Here is a 24135-nt window from a genome sequence, read left to right on the forward strand (position 1 = left end):
TCCTTTGCGGACGCCAAAGACCACACTCGGATCAGTCCTCAATACGCCTCTATTGGTTTAGCCAGGTAAGCGAAGTTGAGTTCCCGGGCTATCCGGGACTACTGCATGGCTTCGGACCCAGCACTCGCAAGGCCGCCAACGGATAGGTGGCGAATTCGGTTGACTTCTGGGCGAGGCAATGAAGCGAGAACCCAAAGGATATCCCCGCACACCTCCTTTTGGCCACCGGCGACGAGGCCCCACCACGAGGAAGGTCTGCTCTTGGGTGCACGCCACGACGGCATTCACGTCTGAATGAGGGCGCTTAGGGGGAATAATGTCGGCTGTGCGCGCCGGAGATTCAATCATCTTCAACCCGGATGTGTTCGCGACTTCGACGACGAATCTCGATGGGCGAGTGGATGAAAACATCAGGTGGATCTCCGAGTTTGCGCGGGTGAAGCCCACTTAGAAAAGGCGATGGTGTTCGATGATGTCCCTTGGTGTCGGATTGGATCAAACAAAGTCCCACCAATATTAACCTGGCGGCACAGCAACGATTGGCTTTGGTCGTGAACGATGCTAGCCGATGTCCGCTCCTGGGAGGCGACTAGGATGCGAGCAATGACCAGATTGGGAACGCAAAGAGGTTACTCGCTTGGCGAAGAACATACGACGGAACCCAGTCGCAATTGGGCACTCTATCCGAATTGTTTTGAACCGAAGCCTTCCCCGCCCGGGTTTCTCATAACGTACCATTCGGAACCTGCCTAGCACCTGGATTTATTTGTCCAAGTGGCCGACCAGCGGTCTATAAGAGGTTTTTACTCTGCCGAGGCTAAACTGATGCAAGGAACTTTGCATTCACACCGCCTTCTGAAGGTCTTGGCCGTTCGCGGAAATAATCTCCAGCACCTCCCTACCCTCAAGTTTGTGTTTTTGCATCAGGGCGTCGGCGAGCGCGTGATGTGCAGATACGTTCTCCTCCAGAACCGCGCGTGCATCTTCGTAAGCCGTTACCAGCGTATTCTCGACCCGTCGGCGCAGGGCGTGATCCGTGAGCAGGATTTCACGAACTTGTCGGGACCCACTCGAAACCAGGTGCAAAAGGTTGCCTCCAAAACCGAAGCTGGCTTCCATCTCGGTCGCGACCTTCGTAGCTGAAGCCAGATCGGACCCTATGGATCCACCACCCCCGTCAGCGATTTCACCTAAGATCAACTCTTCGGCAGCAAGACCCGCCAGATGCACCATCAGCTGTGCCTCATAGTCACTGCGTGTCCGAGCCTTCAACGTCGAGCTCAACACCTCCAGAGCTCCAGCCTCACGCCGCGCTTTAGATTCTGAAAGCTTTGGTTCAATCCGGAGCCGCACAATTTCGCCATCTCCGACCTTGGCTTGCAGGATGGCATGTCCTGCTTCGTGGACAGCAATTCGCCGTAGGTCTTCCTGTCTGAATGCAAATTGTTTGGGAAGTCTGGAGGCAAGGTCACCAAATTTAAGGTGCCTTTTTTCCTTACGAGCTGCCCGGCGGGCATCACGCACAAACTTTTCGATGTCCGCTCCCGAAAATCCTTCTAGACGGCCAGCGATGTCAGACAGGCAATCGTCCGCCAGCGCACCCTTCAAATGCCAACGCAAAATCTGCTCGCACGCCGAACGGTCGGGCAGCGGGATGTAGATTGTCTGTTCCAAACGTCCCGGTCTCAGGAAAGCGGGGTCGATAAGCTCTGGGTGATTGCACGCGGCAATGACAACGATGCCTTCCCGGCCCTCAACACCGTCGAGGCACTCAAGCAGTCCGTTGATTTTCTCTACGACGTAAAGAGCATTATCTCCACGGACGGTCCCGCGATCACCGACAGAATCGAATTCATCGAGAAACAGAATGCACGGCGCTTTTTTTCGTGCGTCGGAAAATGTTCGTCGCATGGCTTTCAGAAGGTCCCCCAAATGACCCGCCGCCTGCCATTGAGCAAGTGAGGTGGCTACAAGCTCTATGCCGCAGCTGCGAGCAAGCGCCTTGGCATACGTTGTCTTGCCTGTCCCCGGAGGTCCGGCGACGAGTACTCCGCGATTCACCTCCGACCATGGCAGCTCTCCAGCGCTCCAATCTTTAAGATCAGCCGCAAGCTCTCTGCCCCAGTCTCCAGCTTCGCCAAGACCTGCAAGGCTTTCAAGCGAGAACATGTCACCAGACTGACTGCGATTGCACTTGGAGTCGTCTGAGGAGATAGCGTCCAGAACCCTTCTCCAAGACTTGCCTCGAGAAGCAGCCAAGGACAGGTCTAACAGACTGTAGCTCGTCAAGTGCTCGGCTTCTTGAATACTGATGTCTATGCCGACACAGTAATCAAAAGCGGCTTGGATTTGCCGTGGTGTCGGACCTTCCAGATAAATAATCGCATCAGCGATCTTACGGAGGAGATCAGGAAGATCTTCTTCTGCCTTCGCAACTGCAAAGATCGCCTTCTTGCCTTGGAGAGCCACTAAAAAACTATCATCGGTGCGTTCACGCTGTCTGTACCTTCCGGCCCCTACCGGCTCACACTCAAGGACGACTGTGACGGCATTAGAGAACCGGTCTCTTAGCCCTCTCAGGTCAGGGAGACGTAGAAGTGTAAGAGCCTCATCAATTTCATCGACAGATGCTTTCTGACCAGAAACGATACCGACCACGGGCGGGAAGGACAGCTTCATCTCTGGCACTTTACGCAAAGCACGGCGAACGATGCAGTGCGTAAGAAACTGATTGAAACTTGGCTTTTTCTGCCGGAAATAGCAGCGTAGGACGTTGGACATAACTCTCCTGCTCCCGCTGAAGGATCTCCAGGCGGGATTAAATGGTTCAAAATATTTTGGGCTATTGGCCTACCGAGTTTCGTCCGGCGTCAGGCCGTTTGATCATTCCAGCGTTCTCAAACTAGAAACATTCGTCACGCCCAGAATAGCGGCTTTTAGCCGCGAGCTCCTCAGCTTAGGCGCCGACGCTTTGCATCTGACGGCCTTGACGCCGAAGCGGAAGAACCGACAAACACTCGGCAAGTGAAGGCCGTACATCGGCGGTTTCAGCAGAAGCCTCAGCTCTGACTTCGGGAAGAGAGCCAGTGTTCTCAACCTGTCCATCGGTGTCCGCCTGGCGGCAGTTATTGCCGATTGCCGCCAGAAGGCGCGGCACCATACGCTCTGCGATGCCGGACTTCATATAAGCGGACATCACCTCGACAGTTTCGGCGATCGGAAGCCCAAAATAAGCGTCTACCGTTTCACGCGTGACGGTCTTTCGGGCAACAATTCCGGAACGTCCATACCAATCGATGAGCACCTTCTTGACGGAAAGCACGGGAAGACCTTTTCGTAGCATTAGGTTCTTCAGCATGAGACCGGCTGCGGTGAGATCCTTACGCGCATCTCGCGCCGCCTGTCCGCCTTGTGCACCGCCTCCTCGTTTGACGGAAATAACATGCAAGTCACCGGTAGTATGATCAAAGGCCAAAATGTCGATAATCACGCGCTTTCCATGAGAGCCGCCGACTGGAAGATTCAGATCGTCAAGCTTGTCGATTTGGTTGCTCTCAACCAGCGCCATAGCTTCCTTGGAAACAACCAACGAGACCTGAGTCGACACTTCGTAGCGGTCTCCGGCAGCGGCAAATGCGTGCGCAATGGCATCTTCCAGCAGCAGACCGTGGCGCTTGGACAGGCTGTCGAGTGGTCCTCTCAATTGCGTGAGCTTGTTTCCCAATAGCTCGTCCGAACAGTAGATCTTGTCAAAGCACTCCTGCAACGCGGCATCAACCGCTTCGCGGAGCTCCACGGGGAGATGTGTGGTTTCAGGTGTATAAGTGCTTTGGGCGCTAGCACATGTGGCTGATACGCTAGAAATGGAATTGTGGTTATGCATGAGTGATCCTTATCGTTAGATGACGAGAACCAAAAGCGCACTTTTAATGCACACATGCAATCTGATTCATCAATTATGGTTAACTAATGATAAATGCAAAGCAATGTCGCGCTACCCGAGCTTGGCTATCTTGGTCACAAGATGAGCTTGCCAGAAGGTCTCAGGTGTCCAAGAGAGCGATAGCTGGATTCGAGCTGGAAAAAACAGTTCCGCACGACCGTACCCTGCGTGATCTACAGCGGGCTTTTGAAGACGCCGGGATTACGTTCCTCATGGAAGGGGCAAAAGGAATTGGGTTGAGAGAAAGTCAGGAAAACTCGGCGAGCGACTAAACCCGGTTACCGGAGAGACAACGCTTTACGTTCTGGGTTGCCTGCGCCGAGTATTGCGGTCGCTCGGGTTAAGCTTTGTTGATTCAGCCACTCAATTTTGCTTCTCAAGCGACTAGACCGGAGACGACGGTTTGCATATCCCCTAATAAGCGTTGGTTTCCCTTTGAACCACTTACTGACCTCGCGTCGGACCTTCCTCTTAACCACAATCCGCGAATACTGATGTAGCCCAAGCTTGCGGTAGGTTACGCACCTCGTATGCGACCTTCGCTCAGCAGCCGCTCCAAGCGGAGCGGTGCACAAGAAAACAGGGCGTCGTCACCGTCAAAAGTCGTGAAGCCCTCATCCTCCTCGGCATCCTGATCTAGCTGCAGGATCCAGCACTCGCGTTCAGCCGCAGCGAGAACAAGTTCGCAGAATTCGCGCGAAAAACCTTCCGCGAGCCGTTCCTTAATCCACCCTCTTTGCTGCGTATCTGGATCATCTCCCCATGGCCAGGCCCACACCATGTAAATGACAATGGTATGTTCGGTCGCATGAACCCGAAACGACGTCTCTTTGCCGTCAAAAACGTCGTGAGCCATGTCTTGGAGGAGATGATAATCGCTCATTTTGATATGGCAAAAGGCAGTATCGAACATCGAAACAACGGGCATTAATGTCTTCCTTTATCAAACAGCTGGAGAGGTCCGCCGATCTGAAACGTTAGTGTCAGCCAACAAGTCGGCGCAAACGGTCGAATGGCTTCGATACCGACACCTCAGTACCCGCATAACAAGACAAGTCCGGGCAGATACCGCCATCAGCAGCAAGAGCAACGGCTTCGACACCCATATCGCCGGCAAAAAGCAGTACCTCGCAGAAAGCCTCCGAGTACCCTTCGTCAAGGCGCTGCCGGATCTGCTCCTCCGAAAAGAGCTCTTGCGCATTCGTGGGAATGACGAACGCTGTCTCTTTGGCGCTCACGTGAAAGGCTTTGCCGAAGACGGCTTCTTCTAACAGGAGCTCTAGATCCATTGGCGCAACATGGGCAGTCGACAGGTTCAACTGTCGCCGATTATCGGATCTTTGGGTTTCTTCAACAACAAGCGCCTGCACATCAAAACCGTGTTTCTGAACATCACGCCGTGATATTGAGTAATGGGGGGACATCGATAAATTTGGCAGATAACTGCTGATGTCCACACCACCGCTCAGATTGTTTGGCCCGCGGGTTAGTGCTTCGCCGTTTTCGTATCGCTCGACAAGATCGTCAAACGCCATTCGACTGGCAACTGGATTAAACCCGAGCGCGACGAGCTTCTTCAGAATACGTTCTGACAGGATCTCAAAATTGCGTTTGGCTTCGTCGCTGGTGCCCTCGGTTACAACAAAATGCAAATAGACAATGGCGATGTCTTCAGTGGTTGGCCTACGATTGATCTTTTGACGCGCGCGGTATGCACGCTGGCGTGAAGCCGCTGCGGATCGACGGCACTGGGCCGCGCGAGTAAGCTTTCTCATATGAATTTCCGCTCTCTGCTGATCTGTGAGCGCGATTTGCACTCCGCATATTCAGGCTTGTTCGGAAATTTCTTCGGCGCAATGGCGAAAAACTATAATTATTAGAGCGGCTTACAAAATTTGTTGACGCACTTTGATATTCACTCACTTTGCCACTCGAATTATTTTTGAGCTTTTCACCGACCTCGTCGCTCGAGGCCGGTTCGAGGACATGGCTACAGAGAATCTGATCTATTCAGTGCCGGTCAGATGCAACGCTTGGTGGAGTACACTATGGCCCTCTCCTCTCACCCATCCTCGTCAAGGCGTTTTGGCGTGAATCATCTGCGTGAGGGTCTGTAGCGATATCATGCGTCATACCGTGACGGCCTGAATCGAATTGCTGGAGAACGGAATCGAAAGACCGTAACTTGATCTGAATTGAGCTGCGTTGCTCGCAAGTGTTCGAAAATCGATTAAAAGCAAGGCGATTGACCTGCAAATCAATCGCTAGCTTTTTAACATTTTCGAAGCTCAGTTTCTCTCAATTGGTAATCCAGGGGCTTAAAGCTAGCTGCTATAATCAAAAACCAGATGTCGCGCGCACTAAGGTCCTTAGGCAGGGAAACTCATAGTCAATTCTGCGATTCTGGAAAACGACAAGCCTGACGGAAGCGGCCTAGGCTTAGATAACCTCACCGTTCAATGGGCGGTCAAACATCTCAGCAGCCAATGCAGGTCGCTCCGGCTTATGAATGCTCTCTCCGATTTAGTCCCGTCTCCCTCACCTGCCCATCCTTAGCAAGGTGCTGACCTGCCGCTGAACTTTCATCTAGCGATGACTTGTGAATAGCCCCTGGAGTTGAGGCAAGGAGGTGTCTACAGAACGCGGGGCTATTCAATCCGACGTTGATCCATCGGAAATCCGCGGTCGTCTGTCGGCCCATCGGCATCTCGCGGGAAATAATCGAGATTGAACCTGTAAAGGATCCTTACAGGTTGCCGATATCGAACTTGGCGGAGAAGCCGCCAGGTTGGATGACAATCCAGAATGGAAAGGCTAGACGTAATGCTCGTTGAGGCTTTAACTCGAGGCATAAGTCAGGCGCGAATCATGGACAAACCCAACCGATCTTTTTCTGAACGCTTTGGCTATCGCGATCCTGATGCCCCGATAAAAGTTCGCGAAGGCGCTCCCGAAGCCGTCCGCGATGGGATCTAGATGCTTGGATATGACGCCGACTTAGGGCCAATTGGGATGCGAGGTCTTCTTTGTGCCGCATTGCTCAAACGTCCGGATCCTAACAATTGGTCGCCCGGCAATGTTGAGCACGAGGTATCAGGGCTGATTGATGCCGCCCCTTGGTATAAGGTCTACGATTTTGCAGAACGACTGTATCAGAGTATCGGGGAGCCTGACCAAGACGGTGATAAGCGGCAACGGTTTCAAGAGCAACTGAACCAGCTCTTTCGCGAGCAAGGCGTTGGCTGGGAGATGAAAGAAGGCATTCTCATCGCCCGCGGTTCTAAGGCTTTTGCCATGGCAACAGACCACGCGACAGAAGTGATGGCGAGATCCGGAGCACCTACCGCCGCCAATGAGATCCATGAGGCTCTTCGTGATATCTCCCGCCGTCCGAAGGCGGATATTACCGGAGCCGTCCAGCACGCAATGGCCGCGCTCGAATGCGTTGCCCGTGAAGTCGATGGAAGCAACGATACGCTCGGCCAAATCATTAAGCGGCTTGAGCTGCCAGCACCAATGGACGGCGCTCTCCATAAACTTTGGGGATTCGCCTCTGAACAGGGACGGCATATTCAGGAAGGACGGGATCCGGCATTCGAAGAGGCCGAGCTCGTTGTGACGGTTGCAAGCGCTGTTAGCGTTGATTTGCTTCGTCGTCGAGACGACACCGCCATTTAAATCCAAGGTGGTATTTTTGACGACCTTCGGAAAAGTTATTGAACTCTTAACCTAGGCGGACTATCTTCCAAATTAACAACACCCCCCAGGCGACCGGTCTTCGGACCGAGCTCAATACCGGGGGGTTACTTTTTTCTGAGAGGCCGCGTGCGATTTTCGAAGGCCGCTACATCAATTGACGAACAACTCAATCTGATCCTAGAGCGCGGGATGCAGGTCGATGACATCGATGCCGCTAAGAGATGGTTGGAAGGTGTCGGATACTATCGTATGAGCGCCTATTGGCTCCCATTTGAAGAGCCACCCGTCGAAGGCCAGACACGAAGTAAAAAGTTCAAGCCCGACACGACCTTCACAAAAATCCACGACCTTTATGTCTTCGACCGTCGCCTGCGGGTTCTGCTCCTTGAGGCGATAGAGCGGATAGAAATCCATGTCCGGTCCCGCTGGACCTATCGCATGTCGCACGCTTATGGATCGCACGCCCATCTGGATCACAATCTGTTCTCAGGAGCAACCAACCACGCCGAACAGCTTGTCCGACTGGCGCGTGCCGTCGAGAAATCCGAGGAAACTTTCATCCAACATTATCGTGGCAAATACACGGAGCCGTTCTCCCCGCCGCTTTGGGCATCGACAGAATTGATGACGATGGGCGAGCTTTCCAAATGGGTTCAGGCTACCAAGGACAACGCGATCAAGTCTGCGGTTGCTCGGGATATCGGCCTGCCAACGCGTGAAACTCTTGAAGGCACCCTACAGGCACTCGCCTACGTCAGGAATATCTGCGCTCATCATGGTCGTTTATGGAATCGCAAGCTGGTGAAACGGTTGCCATACATCAAGCGATATCGAGGCGATCTGGTAATCGCTGACGATCAAGGGCAACGGCAACCCGACAACAGGATCTACAACGTCATCGTTGTTTTGTTGCAGCTTCTTCATTCGCAGGCGACCGACAGCACCTACCTCGCTCGCCTGCGCGCCCTTATTGAGGATATCGAGGATCAAGACAGGACGTCGATGGGTTTCCCCGACGACTGGCGTGATAGGCCAACCTGGAAGCTTTGATCGACATGGCTGATACGATACCAAGAAGCCTTCTTTCGACATTACCCCTCCTTCAAGTCTCCCAAAACCCAACGAGCGAAGACAGGCAAAGCCATCGCGTTCGATGTGATCGACTTGTCGAACATGACTTCAAAGAGGCAGCTTCGGTCGCCTTTTGATGGCCGATCGAACCTGAAAGGATTTATTGCACGTTGGATACAGGAAAGCCTCAATTATCATTGGCCTGAATAGCCCCATATTTCGTAGACACCTTTCAGTTCATGATTGGTGTCTGTTCTCGAAGTCGACGGGTCACAGCATGCCGTTCCGGGCGTGCTTGCGTGTTGGATTGTAGAACAACTCGATCTAGTCGAATATGTCCTGACGTGCTTCGTCCCGAGTTCGTTAGGTCCGTCGCCGTATTCTCTCGCGCTTGAGCAGGTTGAAGAAACTCTCAGCCAAAGCATTGTCATGGCAGTTGCCGCGTCGGCTAACGGAGCGCGTGAACGCGGAACTAGAATCAAAAAAGCGCTCGTTCGGGCGCTTTCAGGTTTCGTTAGTTGCGGGAGCGGAATTTGAACCTGTCCAACGAGCTATTTTCGCAGTAAGCGGCACTTAATTCTAACCGCCCCTATCAGCTCTGTTGATCACTGTGCGATGAACAACGCTCAAGCCCCACGACCCGGCCCTTGGCATCTTGCGATCATGAGGATTATTGCATACCGCACAAAAAACGTGTACCCACGGACATGTGAGACAGTGATACACGCCGACTTTTATCGATGAAAAGTCAATAGGTTATCAGGAATGGGGGTTCGAGTCCCTCCTCCGCTACCAAATTCCCCTAAAAAATCAGATAGTTATCGACTACGGCGACCTGCGTAGCGTCTCAGACTTTGCCGACTTCGCGATTTGTACCGACTCTGTACCGACCAAACGAGTCCTTTAGTACCCGGTTCGGTGGTTCCTTGAAACCGCGATACCGCCCGAAAAATGGGAAGACGCTTTTCGGGATCGACCTCGCGCAAAAATGCGGTCACCCTATTTCGTGACTCACGAAAAGGAGATCGGATTGGCAAAATATCCTGTGACGAAAAAGAAGCCCGGCAGAAAACCACTTCACCGTGGGATGGCTATGAGTACCGCCGAACGACAACAGCGTGTACGATCCCGTCGCAATGCGCATTCAGAAACCGACCGGGTGGAGTCGACTGCCTTCGCCGATGCGCTTGACGACCTGATTGGAACGCTCGACAACTTCCTTGAGAACGCCTCGATAGACACCGATCAGGTTCAAAGCGACAAGATTGCCGAGCTCCAAGCGATCGTAGAAGAGAGCAAGAAGGTACGCCGCTTCATTGAAAGGTTGACCTGCCACTGAACTTTCATCCAGCTGCCACTTGAGCATGGCGTTTGATGTGAACTCGGTCCCGTCCAGTTCACGCGCCACGACTGAAGTCGTCAATGACACACCGGATCCGGAACCTGCGCCCATCGATCAGGGCATCGGAGACGAAGTCGAGGGACCAACGCTGATTGGCGGCTTGCGGCACTGCCATCGGCGCTCGTGTTCCCAAAGCCCGTTTCCGGCCGCCACGCTTGCGCACCGTCAGACGCTCTTCCCGGTAAATCCGGTAGATCTTCTTCCAGTTGGCCTCGACGCCTTCACGCTTCAGCAGAATGTGCAGCCGGCGATAGCCAAAGCGCCTGAGCTCCGAGGCCAGTGCTCTGAGCCTCTCGCGTAGGTCAGCATCATCGGGTGGCATAGACTGATACCGATAGACACGCGGAATTCAGAAACCTCCATGCCGCCGTACTTCGAGCGCCACTTGTAAAAAGTCGCATCGCTGACGCCATGCTTGCGGCAAAGCTCGGCGGCCGAAACGCCCGCCTGATGCTCTTTCAAAATGCCGATGATCTGTTCTTCAGTGAACCTGGATCGCTTCATCGTCTGTATCCTTCAATTGGGACCAGACTAACCTCAAAACGACGAACTTTCTGGGGAGCAGGTCACGAACGATCTCATCCTGCCCTTGAGCACAAAACTCCAAAGGACGCATATTGCACCGGCAGAAACCTGAAACTGGCGGCATGACAACGAAACCGGATACAGCTTAACTTAGCCGCTGACCTGTTCGGAAAACCGGGACCACTTCATTCCAGCTTGCGACGCTCCTGCGCCAGATCTTCAGGCGATAACGGCACATAGCCTTCCGCAGTATCCGTCATGGCCGCGACCATCGCCTGCCCCTCATCCGACAAGGCAAGCCGGAGATAATCCTTCAGATCTCCCTGAAGTTGCGTGTTCGGTGCAAGATCGAAATAGAGGCTTGTAAAGGCTGAAAGCGGATATACGCCTGCACGAACGCTCTCAAGCGCCGGCGTATGTGTCTGTCCGCCGCGTTCACGAGAGAGAGGAAGCACCCGAACTTCCTTCGAGACACTTGCCGCGTCGAACCAGCCGACACAACCGATCCCGAAAGGGTCCTTCGCCACCGCTTCAATAACCGCGCGACGATCGGCGAGGGCTTCATAATGCAACGCGTAAGCCTGACCCGACAGATGTGCATCTTTGAAAGCAGATGCATATTTGCCGTCATCGCGCAAACCATAAAGATGAATACGCCGATCGGCCCATTCTCCTGCCAATCCCAGCTGATGCCAGAAATTGATATCGCCACCCGGCGATCCGGACGAGAAGATCCCTGCCACCTCTGCCATTGCAAGCCCCCCCAGCGGGTTCGTCTTGTGAACATAAAGGGAAGGAGGCGTTTTAGCGCCGGCTCGTGGGCCGTGTCCGGTGTACCCGATATGAATACCAGTTGGCGCGTAGCCCTTGGCAGAGCGAAAGGCCGCCAACTCGCCTGCCCAGGGGGCACGCGACATCGGTGCAACCCGGGCTGCGTCACAAGCTAGCGCGCGAATGGCAGTCGACGAGCCACGCAGCGTTAAGTCAAACCGGGTGTCAGGGTGGATCTGCAGGTACCGTTCGCACAACGCACGGACCAAAGGCTCCATGCCATCATTGCCGACAATGGCAATTTCACGCTTCAACGTGATGGGATCCGTGGAACGCGGCAGATGGGACGGTGCCACAGTTGCGCTCAATATCATATCAGTTACCTTCCTGAACAAGAACTCGATCAAGCTTGGCGCGTTCCACCGCGGCCTCCTCTTGCGACAGTGGGATATAGCCGCCTGGCTGTGCCGCGATGATTGCCTGCCCCTCGGCCGACAGGACGAAACGCAAATATTCACGCAGCACCGGGTCAAGCGGCATGCTCGGTTTCTGCGGCACGTAAAAATAGAGAAACCGACCAAAGAGATAGCTATTGCTCCGCACATCACCGGTGCTGCCGAGCGACGTGGGCGCTTGCGGGTTCATGGAAACAGGAACCTGCCGAATATCGGCGGTTTCACATCCCAGAGCGGCAACCGCGACCCCCGCACGATCCTGCGCGAGACGGCCAAGCACAGCCCCCGTTCCGACATAGTGCTCATAAAGCGGACTGAGTGGCCGACCATTTAGAAGGTGTGCCTGCATATAAGTGCCGAAACCTGTGAACTCCGGCGTGCCGATCGGGTGGATCAGCCGATTGCTCCATTGGCCATGCAACCCGAGCTGGCTCCAACGTGAATAATCGCCACTCGGATTGCCAATAGAAAAGATCTTCGAAATCTGCGTCCGGTCCAGCCGTTCGAGCGGATTATCACGGTGAACATAAACAGCAAGGGAAGTTGCCAGATGCTGCGACGTCTCCTCCGCTGTATGTGCTACTCGAACAGCCATCGCCGGCGCTCCGATCAGCTTGGTATAAGGCACAGTTTCCACTGGAGTGATCTCGCGCCCCATGACGCTGAACATCGCCTGACCATTCATCAAGAAAGCCATAGCCGAAGGCGTTCCGCGCAAGTCGATATCGAACGCAATCTGAGGATGGATCTCGCAAAAGGCGGCACACGCACGTTCGATAATCCAACGGCCGTGCTCTGAACCCGAAATACGTGCCCTGCCGTCACACGTCATCCAAGCAGCATCGTGCGGCACCTCGAAAGTGCACGGCTCATAAGGCTTGAGCAATGGATCTGTTTTCCGCGGCACCCAGGTCTCAGTGCCAGCGACTTCTATCCCCGCGGACGAACTTCCAGTGTCATTTTGGTGATTCAAATTCATATCCTTTCAAAGCCGGGGCGGGGAACCTGGGAGAGATCGAAGAGCCATGCCGTCAACGCATCGATTTGGCGCGACGACGCCTCACGAAAAGCAGCAGGCCGGTGAGGGTGAACAGCGGCAAACACAAACTGGCCAGAAACACCAGCACACGCGAGGTTAGACCAAATACCGCGCCCGTATGGATTGGATCCATATTGGCCAGAATCCAAGGCCCCGCCGGCAAATCCGCATAGAGCGTTTTCCCGACGAGCACGCCGGATCGTGGATAGATCCTCAATTCATCAAAAGCACGATCATGCGACGCATCCTTCGGCAAGACCCGGGCTCGGGCCGGCCCGTCGCCGCGCGGCAACAGGATCTCCACGCTATCCAGTCGCGCGCCATAGCGCGCGGCGACAGTGGTCCACACAGTGTCGACAGATGCAGTATTTAAGGTTCTGGCCCGTGCCACGGGCATAGTTCTCGGCCTGCTCTTATCGGAGAGAGCATCTGCCGCTTGAGGCGCCAGGAGGCTCACCATGCCTTGACGGTACCAATCGTATGACCACCAAAGCCCAGTCAGTGCGCTGCTTAGATAAAATAGCAATACCATCCCACCCATTCCCCTATGCAGCGCGCGATAAAGGGATCCCCCGCGCAAGGACAAGTCGATGCACAGCCAGGAACGCCAATCGAATGGGTGCTTGGGCCATCTCAAGTAAAGACCGGATAGCGCAAAGAAAATCAGACAGATGGCGGAAACGCCCGTGACGTGGCGGCCAATCTCGCTCTTGGCGCCAGAAAGCGTCAAATAGCGATGAAAGGAGCGAACGCGCGCAAAGACCCCCGCTCCTGTAGATTCACCAAGAAGCTTCCCGGTATAGGGATCGAGATAGATCCGCGGATTGCGACCGCCATCCGCGGGGCGACGCTTGAGAGTGACGGTATACGCGCGCTCACGATCACTTTCTATTTTGAGTGCCGTAATCAGTTCCTGCGGCCTTTGCTCGTGCACTCTGGCGAGCAATGCGTCGGGCGCCAACAGTGCGCGCGTGGAGACGGCAACCCGGGCTTGTGGGCTAAGCGCCGCCATGATTTCATCTTCGAAGCTCATCATCGCGCCGCTCAGCCCCATAAGAGCCAGAACCAGCCCGGCGCTGAGACCAAGAAGTCCGTGCAGCCGGAACAAGGCCCGGCGCAGCTGGAGGCGCTCCTTGAATGGACGCCGACCCGGCGATTGCTTCATGACTATGCGTAGCATCGCAGCGGCCGCGGCTACTTGCGTTCAGGCAACGGTCTACCAGAAATATGCGACTGCACCTGGGAGACCATTAGCGCCAACGCAGCAAAGGAATTCGAGATCGTTTCCTCACGCGCAAGAATGATATAGCGCCCTTCGCGGCAGGCTTTCAAAAAAGCGCAATAGCCGGGCATCACCTTTTCCATCGCAGCAATTTCGTCGGCCGGCCCGCCTCCTGAATCAGAACGGAATGTGTCAAAAACGAAATCCGCATCGAGTTCCGGCAAACGTTCAGCGCTGACGTTGATCCGCTCTCCATCAGGTATGGCATCGATGATTTGCGGAAAGTGAAAGCCAGCATCGCGCAAAACCCGACCAAGAGCCCGATACGTATGATGAACGGTAATCTTGCCCTTGTTGGCCTGGATGACAGAGACAGTAATGTCCCTCGTATTCACCACACGTTTGAGGCCATCCAGTTGTTCCTTGTAGCGACGCTCCAGGATCGCCAGACGTGTTTCCGTACCGGTCAATTCGGCTAGTTTGGCGTAGATACGCGGCGCGCTGCCAATCAAGTGATCGATGCTGACAGTCGGAGCGATCTTTTCCAACTGCTCAACAGGTGTATCGCGCGACGGCTCCGTAATGATCAGGTCAGGCTTTGCAGCAACCACCGCCTCCATGTCGATATTGGACGAGCCGATAAACCGGATATCGGAATTGTCAAAATCGAAACCGGTCAAAAGACCGCCCGACCGCAAAAAGTGCCGTCCGTCGAGCGCTGTACGGCCATGACTTGCGACCGGCGGCACGCCCAGTTCAATCAAGGGAATTGTAATATCGAGATCATGCAGCGACACAATCCGCTTTGGATGAACCGGCACGGCCACAGTGCGACCGAGATCATCTGTGAAGTTGCGGGTTTCCTGCGCTTGTGCAACGCCAAGGCACAGTGACAGGATGAGGGCCGCAGTCGAAACCGCGATACCTGGGTGCAGCATAATTGTCTCCATCGATCTTTTATTGCAGCTGGCCCGCTAGAGACGGTGCCTGCGTCGCCACAACAACATGAGAAAGAACGGCACGCCGAGCACCGCCATGACGATGCCTGCCGGGATTTGCAACGGAGCAAAGGCCAAGCGCCCAACGCTGTCAGCAATCAGCACCAGGCCGGCACCCATCAGCGCACTGGACGTCAGCAGTGCGACTTGATTGCCACCAATGGCGAAGCGCGCCATGTGTGGCGCTATCAGCCCGACGAACCCGAGATTGCCGACACACGACACGCTGGCCGATGTCAGCAACACAGGGCCTGCAAATCTCGCAAAGCTCAGAATTTTCAACCGAACGCCGAGCCCGCATGCGGTCTGATCGCCTAACAACGCCACATCGGACGCTCGTGCGGTTGTGTAAAGTATGGCGCTTCCCACAAGGCTCCATAGCGTGGCCACAAGCACCAACGGCCAGACCGAGGCGTGAAGACTGCCTGTCAACCAGACAAGAGCCGTCTGCACATCTCGGATATTGGCCGTGGTCATGAACAACGAAATCGCTGCGGAAAAGAACCACGAAACACCGATACCAATCAGAATGAAACGCACCCGAGCCATATCGCGAGCGATGGCAACAACAAGCAGCGCCACGGCGAGGCCGCCGGCCATGCCCACCACCGGTCGCCACGCCACTCCGACGGTGGGAAAAAAGACGATCAGCGACAGCACCATCACCCCCGCTCCCTCCTTCACACCGATAAGGCCCGGATCGGCAAGACCGTTTCGGGTAATCGATTGCATGGCGGCTCCCGACAGCCCGAGCATGGCGCCGCTCAACACGGCCATTAAGATGCGGGGCAGACGAATATCCCACACGATGTAGCGCTGGTCGTTTGTCGCGGTTTGCGGATGTAACAACGTCTTCAGGACATCAGGCAATGGTATATGGTAGCTGCCCGCCGGAAGCGCTCCGATGGCAATCGCAAGAACGGCGGCGGCAAGAACGCAACATAAAATTGCGGTGTAGGGCCGCAAGAGCAGAGAAACGCGCCCGCAGGACAGGATCCTGTAGCCGTGTTTTTCCATCAGCCGCATCATCGGAATCTCCGAGCAGCAATGAAAATAAAGACCGGCGCTCCGGCAAGCGCAGTCAGCAAGCCAGTCGCGAGTTCCTGTGGTGCGACGATTGTTCGCGCAGCAATATCCGCCGCCAGCAGCAATACGCCACCGCCGATGGCCGAAAGCGGAAACAACAGTCGCAGATCGTCACTGACCAGGCGTCGCACCATATGCGGCACGACAAGACCGATGAAAGCAATCGGCCCCGCGATGGAAACGGCGGCCCCGCAGAAAAGGGCCGCTGCCAATAGGCTGGCAGCACGCACAGCCATGACGTTGACGCCCAGGCCCTTCGCCACCGCATCACCGAGGGCAAGTACATTGAGATACGGCGCCAGCACCAGAGCGACGGCACACCCCGCGCTGACCACATAGGCCGCATTAACAAGCGCCAGATAGGTAAGCCCCGCCAAATCGCCCGCCAGCCAAATCCTCAAGTCATCGAGCGTCTGTTCATCAAGGATCAGAATTGCCGCCGTCAACGACGACGCGAATGCGGAGAAGGCAACGCCGAACAACGTCGCCTTCATCGGCGTGAGGCCGTTCTTTCCCGCCGATGCCAAGCCCAGAACCACGCCGAACAATGCCGCCGCCCCGACGGCGGCAATCAATGGCCTCCCCAGCGGTTCCGCAAGCCAAGAGCTTCCTGTCGCAGTCGCGAGAACGACGGCCAGGGCCGCGCCGGCATTGAGCCCGAGAATATGCGGCTCCCCGAGGGGGTTGCGCGTCACCGATTGAAGCAGCGCACCGGCAACCCCAAGTGCCGCGCCGCATACAATGGCCGATAGGAGCCGCAACAAGCGCAGATCAACGACGATCTTGTGATCGAAATTCGTCGGATCATAGGAAAGCAACGCTGTTATCACCGTTTGCGGACCGACAAAGCGCGCACCGATACCAAGATGGATGACAGCAAGCGCCAAAAGCAGGAACAACCCAAGCGTCATCGCCGGAAGTGCCTTGCCGCGAGGCCGGTGAAACTGAGCGGGCGCGGAAACCGAACTCACGCGCCACCCGCCTGCCTGCCGCTGACCGGCAGAAAAACCGGCCTGTCAGATTGCGGATGAGCCGCAGCCAACACGTCGATATCAAAAATTTCGGAGACCAGCTCCGGCGTACAATTTCGCGGCTCGACGGGATCTGCTGCCAACGCGCCATTTTTCAAAAAGAAGATCGTATCCGCATAGCTCATGACGCAATTCAAATCGTGCAATACAACGACAATGGTTCTGCCATGGTTGCGGCTCAAGTCATGCAGGAGGTCGAGGATTTCTATCTGATAGCGCAGATCGAGGAACGCGGTCGGCTCATCCAACAACATGATCCGCGTTTCCTGCGCGATCGCCATGGCGATCCAGCATCTTTGTCGCTGTCCGCCGGAGAGTTGATCGACCTGTCTGTCCGCAAATTCCAGCGTACCCGTCAGGCGCATGGCCTCTTCTATCGCGTGATCGTCTCCCGGCGTCCACTGGCGCAATACTCCTTGGTGGGGAAAGCGTCCGCGAGATACAAGATCGAGGGCTGTGATCGCTTCCGGTAGCAGCGGGTTTTGCGGCAGGATACCAAGATTGCGGGCGAGTTCTCGCGACGAAATCCTGTGTATGGACTTCCCATCGAGACAAACCTGCCCGGAATTCGGCTTCAAAAGGCGAGCCATCGCGGACAAAAGCGTCGATTTCCCGGACCCATTGGGCCCGGCTAAAGCGATCAACCGGCCTTCCGGAACAATCGCATCGATCTGCTTCAGGATATTTTCCGCACCATAGTCGACGCAAACCTTCGCGAGACGCAGGCCTTGCGTTCCCCGATCAACAGCCTTGCGCCCGCTGTTAGCATCTGGGTCTGACATTGCCCTTCATCACTCCACGCATCGAAAATCATGCTGACACACCTGGAAGGCTCCAAAGCCTTGGGATACAGGCGAGCATCGCCGCTACATTCATTTATTGAATGTAGTAGTCAAGTTTGGACGACATCATTTTTCTTGCGTATGCCTGCCGCACTCCTCTGTCTCTCCCCTCACAGCTGCACCCAAAGAGCCCTCGACCCGTCTTTTATCGCCGCAATTTCGACCTCATACCAGAAATCGCCACCTGAGCTCGCGACAGCGCAGGGTTAAATCGGTACCGGAAAAATCAAAAAGTTGACTACTACATTCAAGTTTGAATGATCGCCGGATAATCTTTTTACGGCGTATCTATCTGAACTCAGGACCACTCTCATGACGGCAGCCCCAAAAATCGGCCGCGATTTTCGACCAATCTTTCTGTCCATTCTGCTGACAGGCACCTTCTTGAGCACGGGAACTTACGCTCAAACGATTGAAAAGAAGGATAAAAAATCAGAACAAGAACAAGCGATAAGCACTCCAGACAATGGTGATACCGTGCTGCTGGGAACGATTACCGTGCAGGGGGCGGACGGTAGTGAGACCGATGGCTATCAGCCGGTGACGAACAGTTCGGCAACTCTCACCAACATGCCGATCCTCGACATTCCCCAGGCCGTCAACGTCGTAAGCGATCAAGTGATTGTGGACCAGGACCTCAAAACCTTGGATGACGTCCTGAACAATGTCAGCGGCATCACTCAGACCAACACCCTGGCTGGCACTCAGGATGCATTTATCCGCCGTGGTTTCGGCAACAATCGTGACGGTTCGATACTCACCGACGGCCTGCGCACGGTTCTGCCGAAAAGCTTCACGGCAACCACGGATCGGGTGGAAGTCCTCAAAGGACCGACCTCGGCGCTTTACGGTATTCAGGAACCCGGCGGCATCATCAACGTCATCACGAAAAAGCCGCAGCAGACCTTCGGCGGTTCTGTTTCCGCCTCAGCCTCCAGTTTTGGCGGTGGCGGCGCGGAGTTCGACGTGACAGGACCAATCGCCGGAACGAACCTTGCTTACCGGTTGGTCGGTTCCTATGAAGATATCGATTCCTGGAGAAACTACGGCAACAGCAAGCTCTGGCAAGTGGCCCCTTCCGTCGCCTGGTATGGTGAGGACACCACGATCAACCTGTCCTACACGCACCGCGACTATGCGGTTCCCTTTGACCGCGGGACCATCTTCGACCTAACCACTGGCAAAGCTGTAACAACCGATCCTGAAATTCAGTTCACCGAACAATACACCAAAACCAAGGGACAATCCGATCTCGTCAGCCTGAATATCGAGCACGATATTTCCGACAATTGGCAAGCGCGCTTCGCCTACAATTTCTCCCAGGATGTCTATTCCGATAACCAGGCGCGGATCATTTCCTACGACCCGGCAACGGGCGATCTGGAACGGCGAGCGGATTCGACAGACGGCTCGACACAAAAGCAACATTCAGCACGCGCCGATATTCTCGGCGATATCGATATCGCCGGCTACCAGAACGAAGTCCTGCTAGGCGTGAACTACAGCGATTACAATCTACTGCGCACTGACATGCTGCGTTGTTCGACGGTTCAGGATTTCAACATCTACAATCCTGTCTACGGGACGCTACCCGAGTGCGACACTGTAGTCGCATCGGCAAGTGACCAGACCATCCAGCAGAAGTCGGTTACCGGTTATGCCCAGGATGCATTCCATCTCAACGATCAGTGGATCATGATCGGCGGCCTGAGCTTCCAGCATTACTCGCAATATGCAGGGCGTGGACGTCCGTTCAAGGTCAATACGGACGCGGAAGGCAGCCAGTTGACCCCGCGGGGAGGCCTTGTCTTCAAGGCGACGCCGACATGGTCTCTCTATGGCAATGTGGCGACGTCCTACAAGCCGCAATCCTCGATCGCGAAATATATCGGCGCGCTGGATCCCGAGACCGGCATCTCTTATGAGGTCGGTACGAAGTTCGAGCTGTTTAATGGCCTGACGGCCACCGCTGCGCTGTACAATATCGACAAGGAGAACGTTCTCTACAATGAGACGATTGCAGGCGTAAACTACGCCCGCACCGCCGGTCGCGTCCGCTCCAGGGGCTTTGAGTTCGATGTTGCCGGATCGCTAACCGAAAACCTCAGCCTGATCGCAAGCTACGGCTACACCGATGCGGCGATCCTCGAGGATGTCGACTATTCAGGCAAAACGCCTGCGAACGTGGCCCGCCATACAGGATCCCTTTATCTAGCCTACGATTTTGGTGAAGTCTGGGGCGAGAATACGCTTAAGGTGGGCGGCGGCATTCGGGGGCGCTCCAAGCGTCCGGGTGTGAACAGCAACGCCTATTATCTGCCGGGCTATATCGTGGCGGATGCTTTCGCCTCTTATACGGTACAGACAGAAAAACCTGTAACCTTCCAACTCAATCTAAAGAACCTGTTCGACCAGACCTACTACACCTCTTCCATCGCCTCCAACAATCTCGGCAACGCAATCGGCGAGCCATTCCAAGCGACCTTGGGCGTTAGCATGAATTTCTAAAAGCAACCGCAATACGGCAGGTACAGCCCGCGGCCGCAGATCCAGAAGGATTTGCGGCCGTTGCATTTTCGCCAATATATTTTTCACCGTCTTTGCTTACGATCCATCCTGCGGATGACGGTTCGAAGCGTTTGGGAATTGATGCCAAGCCCCGGGACTGAAGCCCCATACACAGTCGGGAAAGCGATCTTGAAGGCCATGAAAAAAGCAAAGAAGAATGATCGTTTCAGCCAACGGATGGCGACGCGACTGGCCAGTTTGTCGCCCGGCCTGAAAACGGTTCTAACTTATATCGATGAAAATCGGCGCGCCGCGCTGGATCTGTCGGCGTTGGAAATCGCCGCCCAGACAGGTACCTCCGACGCTACCGTTATCAGGGCCGTTCAAGCTTTGGGGTTTGAAGGCTTGCTGGATTTGAAGCTGACGCTCAAGGATTCAGTCGAAGGTGTGATGTCGTCAGCCGATAAGATGGCAGTAACCACGCGTGTCCTGAGCGATGACCTCGACTCCACCATTGATTACGTGCTCGAAAGTCACATTGAAAGCGCGAACCGCCTCGGCGAGGCAAGTAACCGCCGGGCAATTGCGGACGCTGTCGCCATTTTGAAAAATGCTGGGAAAATCGCTGTATTCGGTATCGGCGCTTCAAGCATCCTCGCCGATTATGCCGCCAGGCTGTTTACCCGAAATGGTTATCCCTCCTATGTGCTCAATCGCACCGGCATTGCACTTGGCGAGCAACTCCTCGCCATGGAGAAAGACGATGTCCTGATTATGATGGGACAGGCCAACTCCCATCGAGAAGGCGTCACCGCACTCGAGGAGGCTTCGCGCCTCGGCGTACCGGTCATTTTGCTGACCGCAACCCCCAAAGCAGCGTTCCGCGATAATGCCGATGTGGTCATCCTAATTCCCCGTGGTGAGGCCGACCGCGTCCCACAGCACGGCACAGTGTTGATGTGTTTAGAAGCCGTTATTCTAGGATTGGCTGCAATGACGGCGGAAAAATCAAACGCATCACTCGAGCGGCTCCATGGCTTCTACAGCACAATCCGAAAAAAACCGCGTAAATTCCAGTAACTTGCTCGCCAAGCCACAGAGCAAAGCCGCATCGCGGAACAACAATGCGAGACAGTGCTCGCGCGGCTCTGTGCCGCCGCTCCGCCCGAACGTCGCCTCATCCAGATTTCGGCGACCAGGTTCTCCCCAGAGGCCTCGACGGAGTTTTTCCGGAGCAAGGCCCGCGGCGACGCACATGTTGCGGCCGCGATCTGCGGCTGGGTAAACCTGCGACCGAGCCTAGTGTTCGCATCCGAGGCCAATGGTGGCATGGAACTCCTGCGCGGCGCGGCCGCCATACCCGGCATTCTGCCAGACAGCCTGGTCCAGACCGTTTATATCGAAAATTTGGCCAGCACCGTCGTTGCAGCCGCGCGCAGGGAGACCACCTCCGGCACGATTGCCTATATCACAGAGAAGGAAGCCCGACCTCTTCCCGAACTCATCTGCGAAGTCCGCCACTGGCAGGGAATTGCCCAGCCACGTTTGTGCTTTCGCATGCCGGACGCGATCCTCACACTCACCGGATTCGCCACGGATATCACGGGTCGTCTGGGCTGGCGTTCGCCGCTCCGATCTATAATGATCGCCGTGCTACGCAACGGCGTCCATGGTGACCCGCCCCTGGATCACGGCCGGCCCGCGGCCTCCGCATCGGCGCTCGCCCTCATCGTCTGGTTGGGGTTGAGGACCGGTGACCTACGATATTATTCTCTTCCTTCATGTCATTGGCTCCACGGTCCAGCTCGGCACGGGGGCGGGCATCGCCTTCTTCATGGTTGTTTCGAAACGGACGAGAGACCCTGCTCTGATCAAGCACGTTTCCGGCATTGTCGTTCTCTCCGACACGGTCCTCACGGCGACCGCGGCTCTGTTTCAGCCATCACCGGATTCATGCTCGCACGCGAAGCTGGCTGGCCATCCTTGAAGGTTGAGTCGCGCTGTCTCTTGCTCTCTACATCGCTGTTGGCCTGTTCTGGTTACCCGTGGTTTGGATGCAAATATGCATGCGAAACTTTGCGCGAACCGCTAGGGATACCGGCCAGGATCTACCTGATGCCTACCATCGCCTCTATCGATGGTGGTTTGCCTTCGGGTTCCCAGCCTTAGCCGCAGTTCTGGTGATCTTTTGGTTGATGCTCACAAAGCCTGCCATCGGCTGGTGAGGGCTCCTATCGCGCCTGCCGCCTCTTTTTCTGGTGGAGAAGCGGGTTCAAGTTTTATTGCGAGTGTAATTTCGCAAATGGCCATGCTGGGTTGCTTGTTGTTTTAAGTTCAGAGCTATTCCGTCCCTGCTCTTGTGCCTCCTCGATGGTTTCAAAGATGTATTGCCCCGACCATTCGCCGCGACCGGTGCGATTGCAACGCTCAACATTGGCATTCTGCTGCGGTTTGTCGGGTTGGAAATAGACAAGCAGGATGTTGCGCAGCTACAAAAAGCATAACCCAAAGCCCCCGCTGCGCTTGTTCGCGGTCAAGGCGTGTCAGCCAATCAGCGATCTCCGCGTTCTCATCGCTCAACAGGGCTGTAGCGAAAACACACCTCGCTTTCGAGACGGCCTCAGCGTGCAAGTCAATTGTCCTCGCCCCACTGGCAGCAAAATGAAGTGCTTCCAAGCACATTCTTCGGCAATTCGTTCTTCATGCAAATTTCCTCAGTCATCTTGCCGAGAAAGCGCTACTTTTAAATTCAAAGAGGATTACCGAAGATCGTTTCTACGTGTCGCACGTTGTTTCCCTTCAGTTTATTTGCAAGGCAGCAGCTTTCTGCCTCTGCGGCATATCCGGCGAGATCTGCCACTGCTATGTTTCCGTAGAAATTTTGATCCGCCTCGGTGGAAACAATGCACCGACCGACTATTTTGATATTTGTTTTCAGTGAGGGAGAGACGGCATTTGGCCCAGGAATGGCAATCGAGACCAGCGGCATCTGCGCAGCTGAAGGCCCAGCCGCATATGCAGCCTGTGGTGTCGCAATACCCCGCCCTGTCGCGCGTGCTTCATTGGCTGATCGCGGCTCTTGTCTTCGCGACCTGGCCACTCGGCATCATGATCGGCTTCGTCAAGAAAGATGTCGCTCTCGATTTCTATCTGCTGCATGAGAGTTTCGGGTTTCTGGTTCTCTGGCTGATGCTCCTGCGGGTCGGCAGCAAGCTTGTCGCCGGAGCCCCGCCGATTGAGGGTTCCGCGCTGGAGCGTAAGGCCGCCCATGCCGTCCATGGACTGCTGTATGTCTTTCTGATCGTCATGCCGGTCAGCGGATTTCTGGCCACCAACGCCCATGGCTTTCCGCTCAAGTGGTTCGGTCTGGTGACAGTCTGGAGCCCACTTGGAAAGTCTCCGGATATTGCCTGGACCCTTTCCGGCATTCATGGCTGGAGCGCATGGATCCTTCTGGGACTTTTCGGGTTACATTTTGCAGCTGTCCTGTTTCATCACGTTGTCAAACGCGACGGCACGCTTTTCCGGATGCTTTAGGACCAA

18 protein-coding genes and 4 pseudogenes are annotated in these 24135 nt (G+C 55.2%); 7 read left to right on the forward strand and 15 right to left on the reverse strand.

Features of this window, described 5'->3' with window-relative positions:
• Nucleotides 1–843 precede the first annotated feature (843 nt).
• Nucleotides 844–2781: an AAA family ATPase gene (locus J0X15_RS01615; protein WP_206937696.1), complete on the reverse strand. Its 1938-nt coding sequence runs from the start codon at nucleotides 2779–2781 to the stop codon at nucleotides 844–846.
• Nucleotides 2782–2956: 175 nt separating this feature from the next.
• Complete coding sequence (locus J0X15_RS01620) at nucleotides 2957–3883, reverse strand: hypothetical protein (RefSeq protein WP_206937698.1); 927 nt, start codon at nucleotides 3881–3883, stop codon at nucleotides 2957–2959.
• A gap of 86 nt (nucleotides 3884–3969) precedes the next feature.
• On the opposite strand from J0X15_RS01620, the gene J0X15_RS01625 reads away from it, so the two are divergent.
• Nucleotides 3970–4215, forward strand: a complete 246-nt coding sequence (locus tag J0X15_RS01625) for a helix-turn-helix domain-containing protein (RefSeq protein WP_206937700.1) — start codon at nucleotides 3970–3972, stop codon at nucleotides 4213–4215.
• A gap of 245 nt (nucleotides 4216–4460) precedes the next feature.
• On the opposite strand, the gene J0X15_RS01630 is transcribed toward J0X15_RS01625, so the two are convergent.
• A complete protein-coding gene (locus tag J0X15_RS01630; RefSeq protein WP_206937702.1) occupies nucleotides 4461–4871 on the reverse strand; it encodes a DUF5983 family protein in 411 nt (136 codons plus the stop codon).
• Between the two features lie 55 nt (nucleotides 4872–4926).
• Nucleotides 4927–5718, reverse strand: a complete 792-nt coding sequence (locus J0X15_RS01635) for a DUF5983 family protein (RefSeq protein ID WP_206937705.1) — start codon at nucleotides 5716–5718, stop codon at nucleotides 4927–4929.
• A gap of 1201 nt (nucleotides 5719–6919) precedes the next feature.
• Here J0X15_RS01635 and J0X15_RS01640 point away from each other — a divergent pair.
• Together J0X15_RS01640 and J0X15_RS01645 are read left to right on the forward strand one after the other, a co-directional pair.
• Nucleotides 6920–7621, forward strand: a complete 702-nt coding sequence (locus J0X15_RS01640) for an AbiJ-NTD4 domain-containing protein (protein ID WP_206937707.1) — start codon at nucleotides 6920–6922, stop codon at nucleotides 7619–7621.
• Nucleotides 7622–7768: 147 nt separating this feature from the next.
• Nucleotides 7769–8692, forward strand: a complete 924-nt coding sequence (locus J0X15_RS01645) for an Abi family protein (protein ID WP_206937710.1) — start codon at nucleotides 7769–7771, stop codon at nucleotides 8690–8692.
• 291 nt (nucleotides 8693–8983) lie between these two features.
• On the opposite strand, the pseudogene J0X15_RS01650 reads toward J0X15_RS01645, so the two are convergent.
• The 9 genes and pseudogenes from J0X15_RS01650 to J0X15_RS01690 form a co-directional block, all read right to left on the reverse strand.
• Nucleotides 8984–9169 (reverse strand): annotated as a pseudogene (locus J0X15_RS01650) (IS3 family transposase); the annotation flags it as partial.
• Nucleotides 9170–10064: 895 nt separating this feature from the next.
• Nucleotides 10065–10619: pseudogene (locus J0X15_RS01655) on the reverse strand (transposase); the annotation flags it as partial.
• A gap of 206 nt (nucleotides 10620–10825) precedes the next feature.
• The gene (locus J0X15_RS01660) at nucleotides 10826–11785 is read right to left on the reverse strand and encodes a PstS family phosphate ABC transporter substrate-binding protein (RefSeq protein WP_206937712.1); all 960 of its coding nucleotides are present in this window, start codon (nucleotides 11783–11785) and stop codon (nucleotides 10826–10828) included.
• Nucleotide 11786: 1 nt separating this feature from the next.
• On the reverse strand, nucleotides 11787–12845 hold the full coding sequence (locus J0X15_RS01665; protein WP_331461860.1) for a PstS family phosphate ABC transporter substrate-binding protein: 1059 nt from the start codon (nucleotides 12843–12845) through the stop codon (nucleotides 11787–11789).
• A gap of 52 nt (nucleotides 12846–12897) precedes the next feature.
• The gene (locus J0X15_RS01670) at nucleotides 12898–14070 is read right to left on the reverse strand and encodes a PepSY-associated TM helix domain-containing protein (RefSeq protein WP_206937718.1); all 1173 of its coding nucleotides are present in this window, start codon (nucleotides 14068–14070) and stop codon (nucleotides 12898–12900) included.
• 29 nt (nucleotides 14071–14099) lie between these two features.
• The gene (locus J0X15_RS01675) at nucleotides 14100–15065 is read right to left on the reverse strand and encodes an ABC transporter substrate-binding protein (protein WP_206937720.1); all 966 of its coding nucleotides are present in this window, start codon (nucleotides 15063–15065) and stop codon (nucleotides 14100–14102) included.
• Between the two features lie 36 nt (nucleotides 15066–15101).
• On the reverse strand, nucleotides 15102–16154 hold the full coding sequence (locus J0X15_RS01680; protein ID WP_231710237.1) for a FecCD family ABC transporter permease: 1053 nt from the start codon (nucleotides 16152–16154) through the stop codon (nucleotides 15102–15104).
• A complete protein-coding gene (locus J0X15_RS01685; RefSeq protein ID WP_206937723.1) occupies nucleotides 16151–17182 on the reverse strand; it encodes a FecCD family ABC transporter permease in 1032 nt (343 codons plus the stop codon). The genes J0X15_RS01680 and J0X15_RS01685 overlap by 4 nt, the downstream gene beginning before the upstream one ends.
• Complete coding sequence (locus J0X15_RS01690; protein WP_206937726.1) at nucleotides 17179–18024, reverse strand: ABC transporter ATP-binding protein; 846 nt, start codon at nucleotides 18022–18024, stop codon at nucleotides 17179–17181. The genes J0X15_RS01685 and J0X15_RS01690 overlap by 4 nt, the downstream gene beginning before the upstream one ends.
• A 372-nt stretch (nucleotides 18025–18396) precedes the next feature.
• On the opposite strand from J0X15_RS01690, the gene J0X15_RS01695 reads away from it, so the two are divergent.
• From J0X15_RS01695 to J0X15_RS01705, 3 genes and pseudogenes are all read left to right on the forward strand, one after another.
• Nucleotides 18397–20592 (forward strand): TonB-dependent siderophore receptor, encoded by a 2196-nt coding sequence (locus J0X15_RS01695; RefSeq protein WP_206937728.1) that lies wholly within the window; start codon nucleotides 18397–18399, stop codon nucleotides 20590–20592.
• 198 nt (nucleotides 20593–20790) lie between these two features.
• Nucleotides 20791–21672 carry a MurR/RpiR family transcriptional regulator gene (locus J0X15_RS01700; protein ID WP_209015030.1) on the forward strand — a complete coding sequence of 294 codons (882 nt, stop codon included), beginning with the start codon at nucleotides 20791–20793 and terminating at the stop codon, nucleotides 21670–21672.
• Nucleotides 21673–22345: 673 nt separating this feature from the next.
• Nucleotides 22346–22817: pseudogene (locus tag J0X15_RS01705) on the forward strand (DUF2269 family protein).
• Between the two features lie 54 nt (nucleotides 22818–22871).
• Here the strand turns inward: J0X15_RS01705 and J0X15_RS20390 are convergent.
• The gene (locus J0X15_RS20390) at nucleotides 22872–23081 is read right to left on the reverse strand and encodes an integrase core domain-containing protein (RefSeq protein ID WP_206938273.1); all 210 of its coding nucleotides are present in this window, start codon (nucleotides 23079–23081) and stop codon (nucleotides 22872–22874) included.
• 3 nt (nucleotides 23082–23084) lie between these two features.
• Nucleotides 23085–23200, reverse strand: a pseudogene (locus J0X15_RS20395) (IS3 family transposase); the annotation flags it as partial.
• Nucleotides 23201–23607: 407 nt separating this feature from the next.
• Between J0X15_RS20395 and J0X15_RS01715 the strand changes: the two are divergent.
• Nucleotides 23608–24129 (forward strand): cytochrome b, encoded by a 522-nt coding sequence (locus J0X15_RS01715; RefSeq protein WP_206938274.1) that lies wholly within the window; start codon nucleotides 23608–23610, stop codon nucleotides 24127–24129.
• Nucleotides 24130–24135: the final 6 nt, after the last annotated feature.

The sequence above is a fragment of the Roseibium limicola genome, from assembly GCF_017313085.1.
In the GTDB taxonomy this organism is placed as follows: Bacteria; Pseudomonadota; Alphaproteobacteria; order Rhizobiales; family Stappiaceae; genus Roseibium; species Roseibium limicola.

Excerpts from the sequence above, each read along its gene's own strand:
- J0X15_RS01615 (WP_206937696.1), bottom strand. The coding sequence starts at position 2,781 with ATGTCCAACGTCCTACGCTGCTATTTCCGGCAGAAAAAGCCAAGTTTC.
- J0X15_RS01620 (WP_206937698.1), bottom strand. The coding sequence starts at position 3,883 with ATGCATAACCACAATTCCATTTCTAGCGTATCAGCCACATGTGCTAGC.
- J0X15_RS01625 (WP_206937700.1), top strand. The coding sequence starts at position 3,970 with ATGATAAATGCAAAGCAATGTCGCGCTACCCGAGCTTGGCTATCTTGG.
- J0X15_RS01630 (WP_206937702.1), bottom strand. The coding sequence starts at position 4,871 with ATGCCCGTTGTTTCGATGTTCGATACTGCCTTTTGCCATATCAAAATG.
- J0X15_RS01635 (WP_206937705.1), bottom strand. The coding sequence starts at position 5,718 with ATGAGAAAGCTTACTCGCGCGGCCCAGTGCCGTCGATCCGCAGCGGCT.
- J0X15_RS01640 (WP_206937707.1), top strand. The coding sequence starts at position 6,920 with ATGCTTGGATATGACGCCGACTTAGGGCCAATTGGGATGCGAGGTCTT.
- J0X15_RS01660 (WP_206937712.1), bottom strand. The coding sequence starts at position 11,785 with ATGATATTGAGCGCAACTGTGGCACCGTCCCATCTGCCGCGTTCCACG.
- J0X15_RS01665 (WP_331461860.1), bottom strand. The coding sequence starts at position 12,845 with ATGAATTTGAATCACCAAAATGACACTGGAAGTTCGTCCGCGGGGATA.
- J0X15_RS01670 (WP_206937718.1), bottom strand. The coding sequence starts at position 14,070 with ATGAAGCAATCGCCGGGTCGGCGTCCATTCAAGGAGCGCCTCCAGCTG.
- J0X15_RS01675 (WP_206937720.1), bottom strand. The coding sequence starts at position 15,065 with ATGCTGCACCCAGGTATCGCGGTTTCGACTGCGGCCCTCATCCTGTCA.
- J0X15_RS01680 (WP_231710237.1), bottom strand. The coding sequence starts at position 16,154 with ATGATGCGGCTGATGGAAAAACACGGCTACAGGATCCTGTCCTGCGGG.
- J0X15_RS01690 (WP_206937726.1), bottom strand. The coding sequence starts at position 18,024 with ATGTCAGACCCAGATGCTAACAGCGGGCGCAAGGCTGTTGATCGGGGA.
- J0X15_RS01695 (WP_206937728.1), top strand. The coding sequence starts at position 18,397 with ATGACGGCAGCCCCAAAAATCGGCCGCGATTTTCGACCAATCTTTCTG.
- J0X15_RS01700 (WP_209015030.1), top strand. The coding sequence starts at position 20,791 with ATGAAAAAAGCAAAGAAGAATGATCGTTTCAGCCAACGGATGGCGACG.
- J0X15_RS01715 (WP_206938274.1), top strand. The coding sequence starts at position 23,608 with ATGCAGCCTGTGGTGTCGCAATACCCCGCCCTGTCGCGCGTGCTTCAT.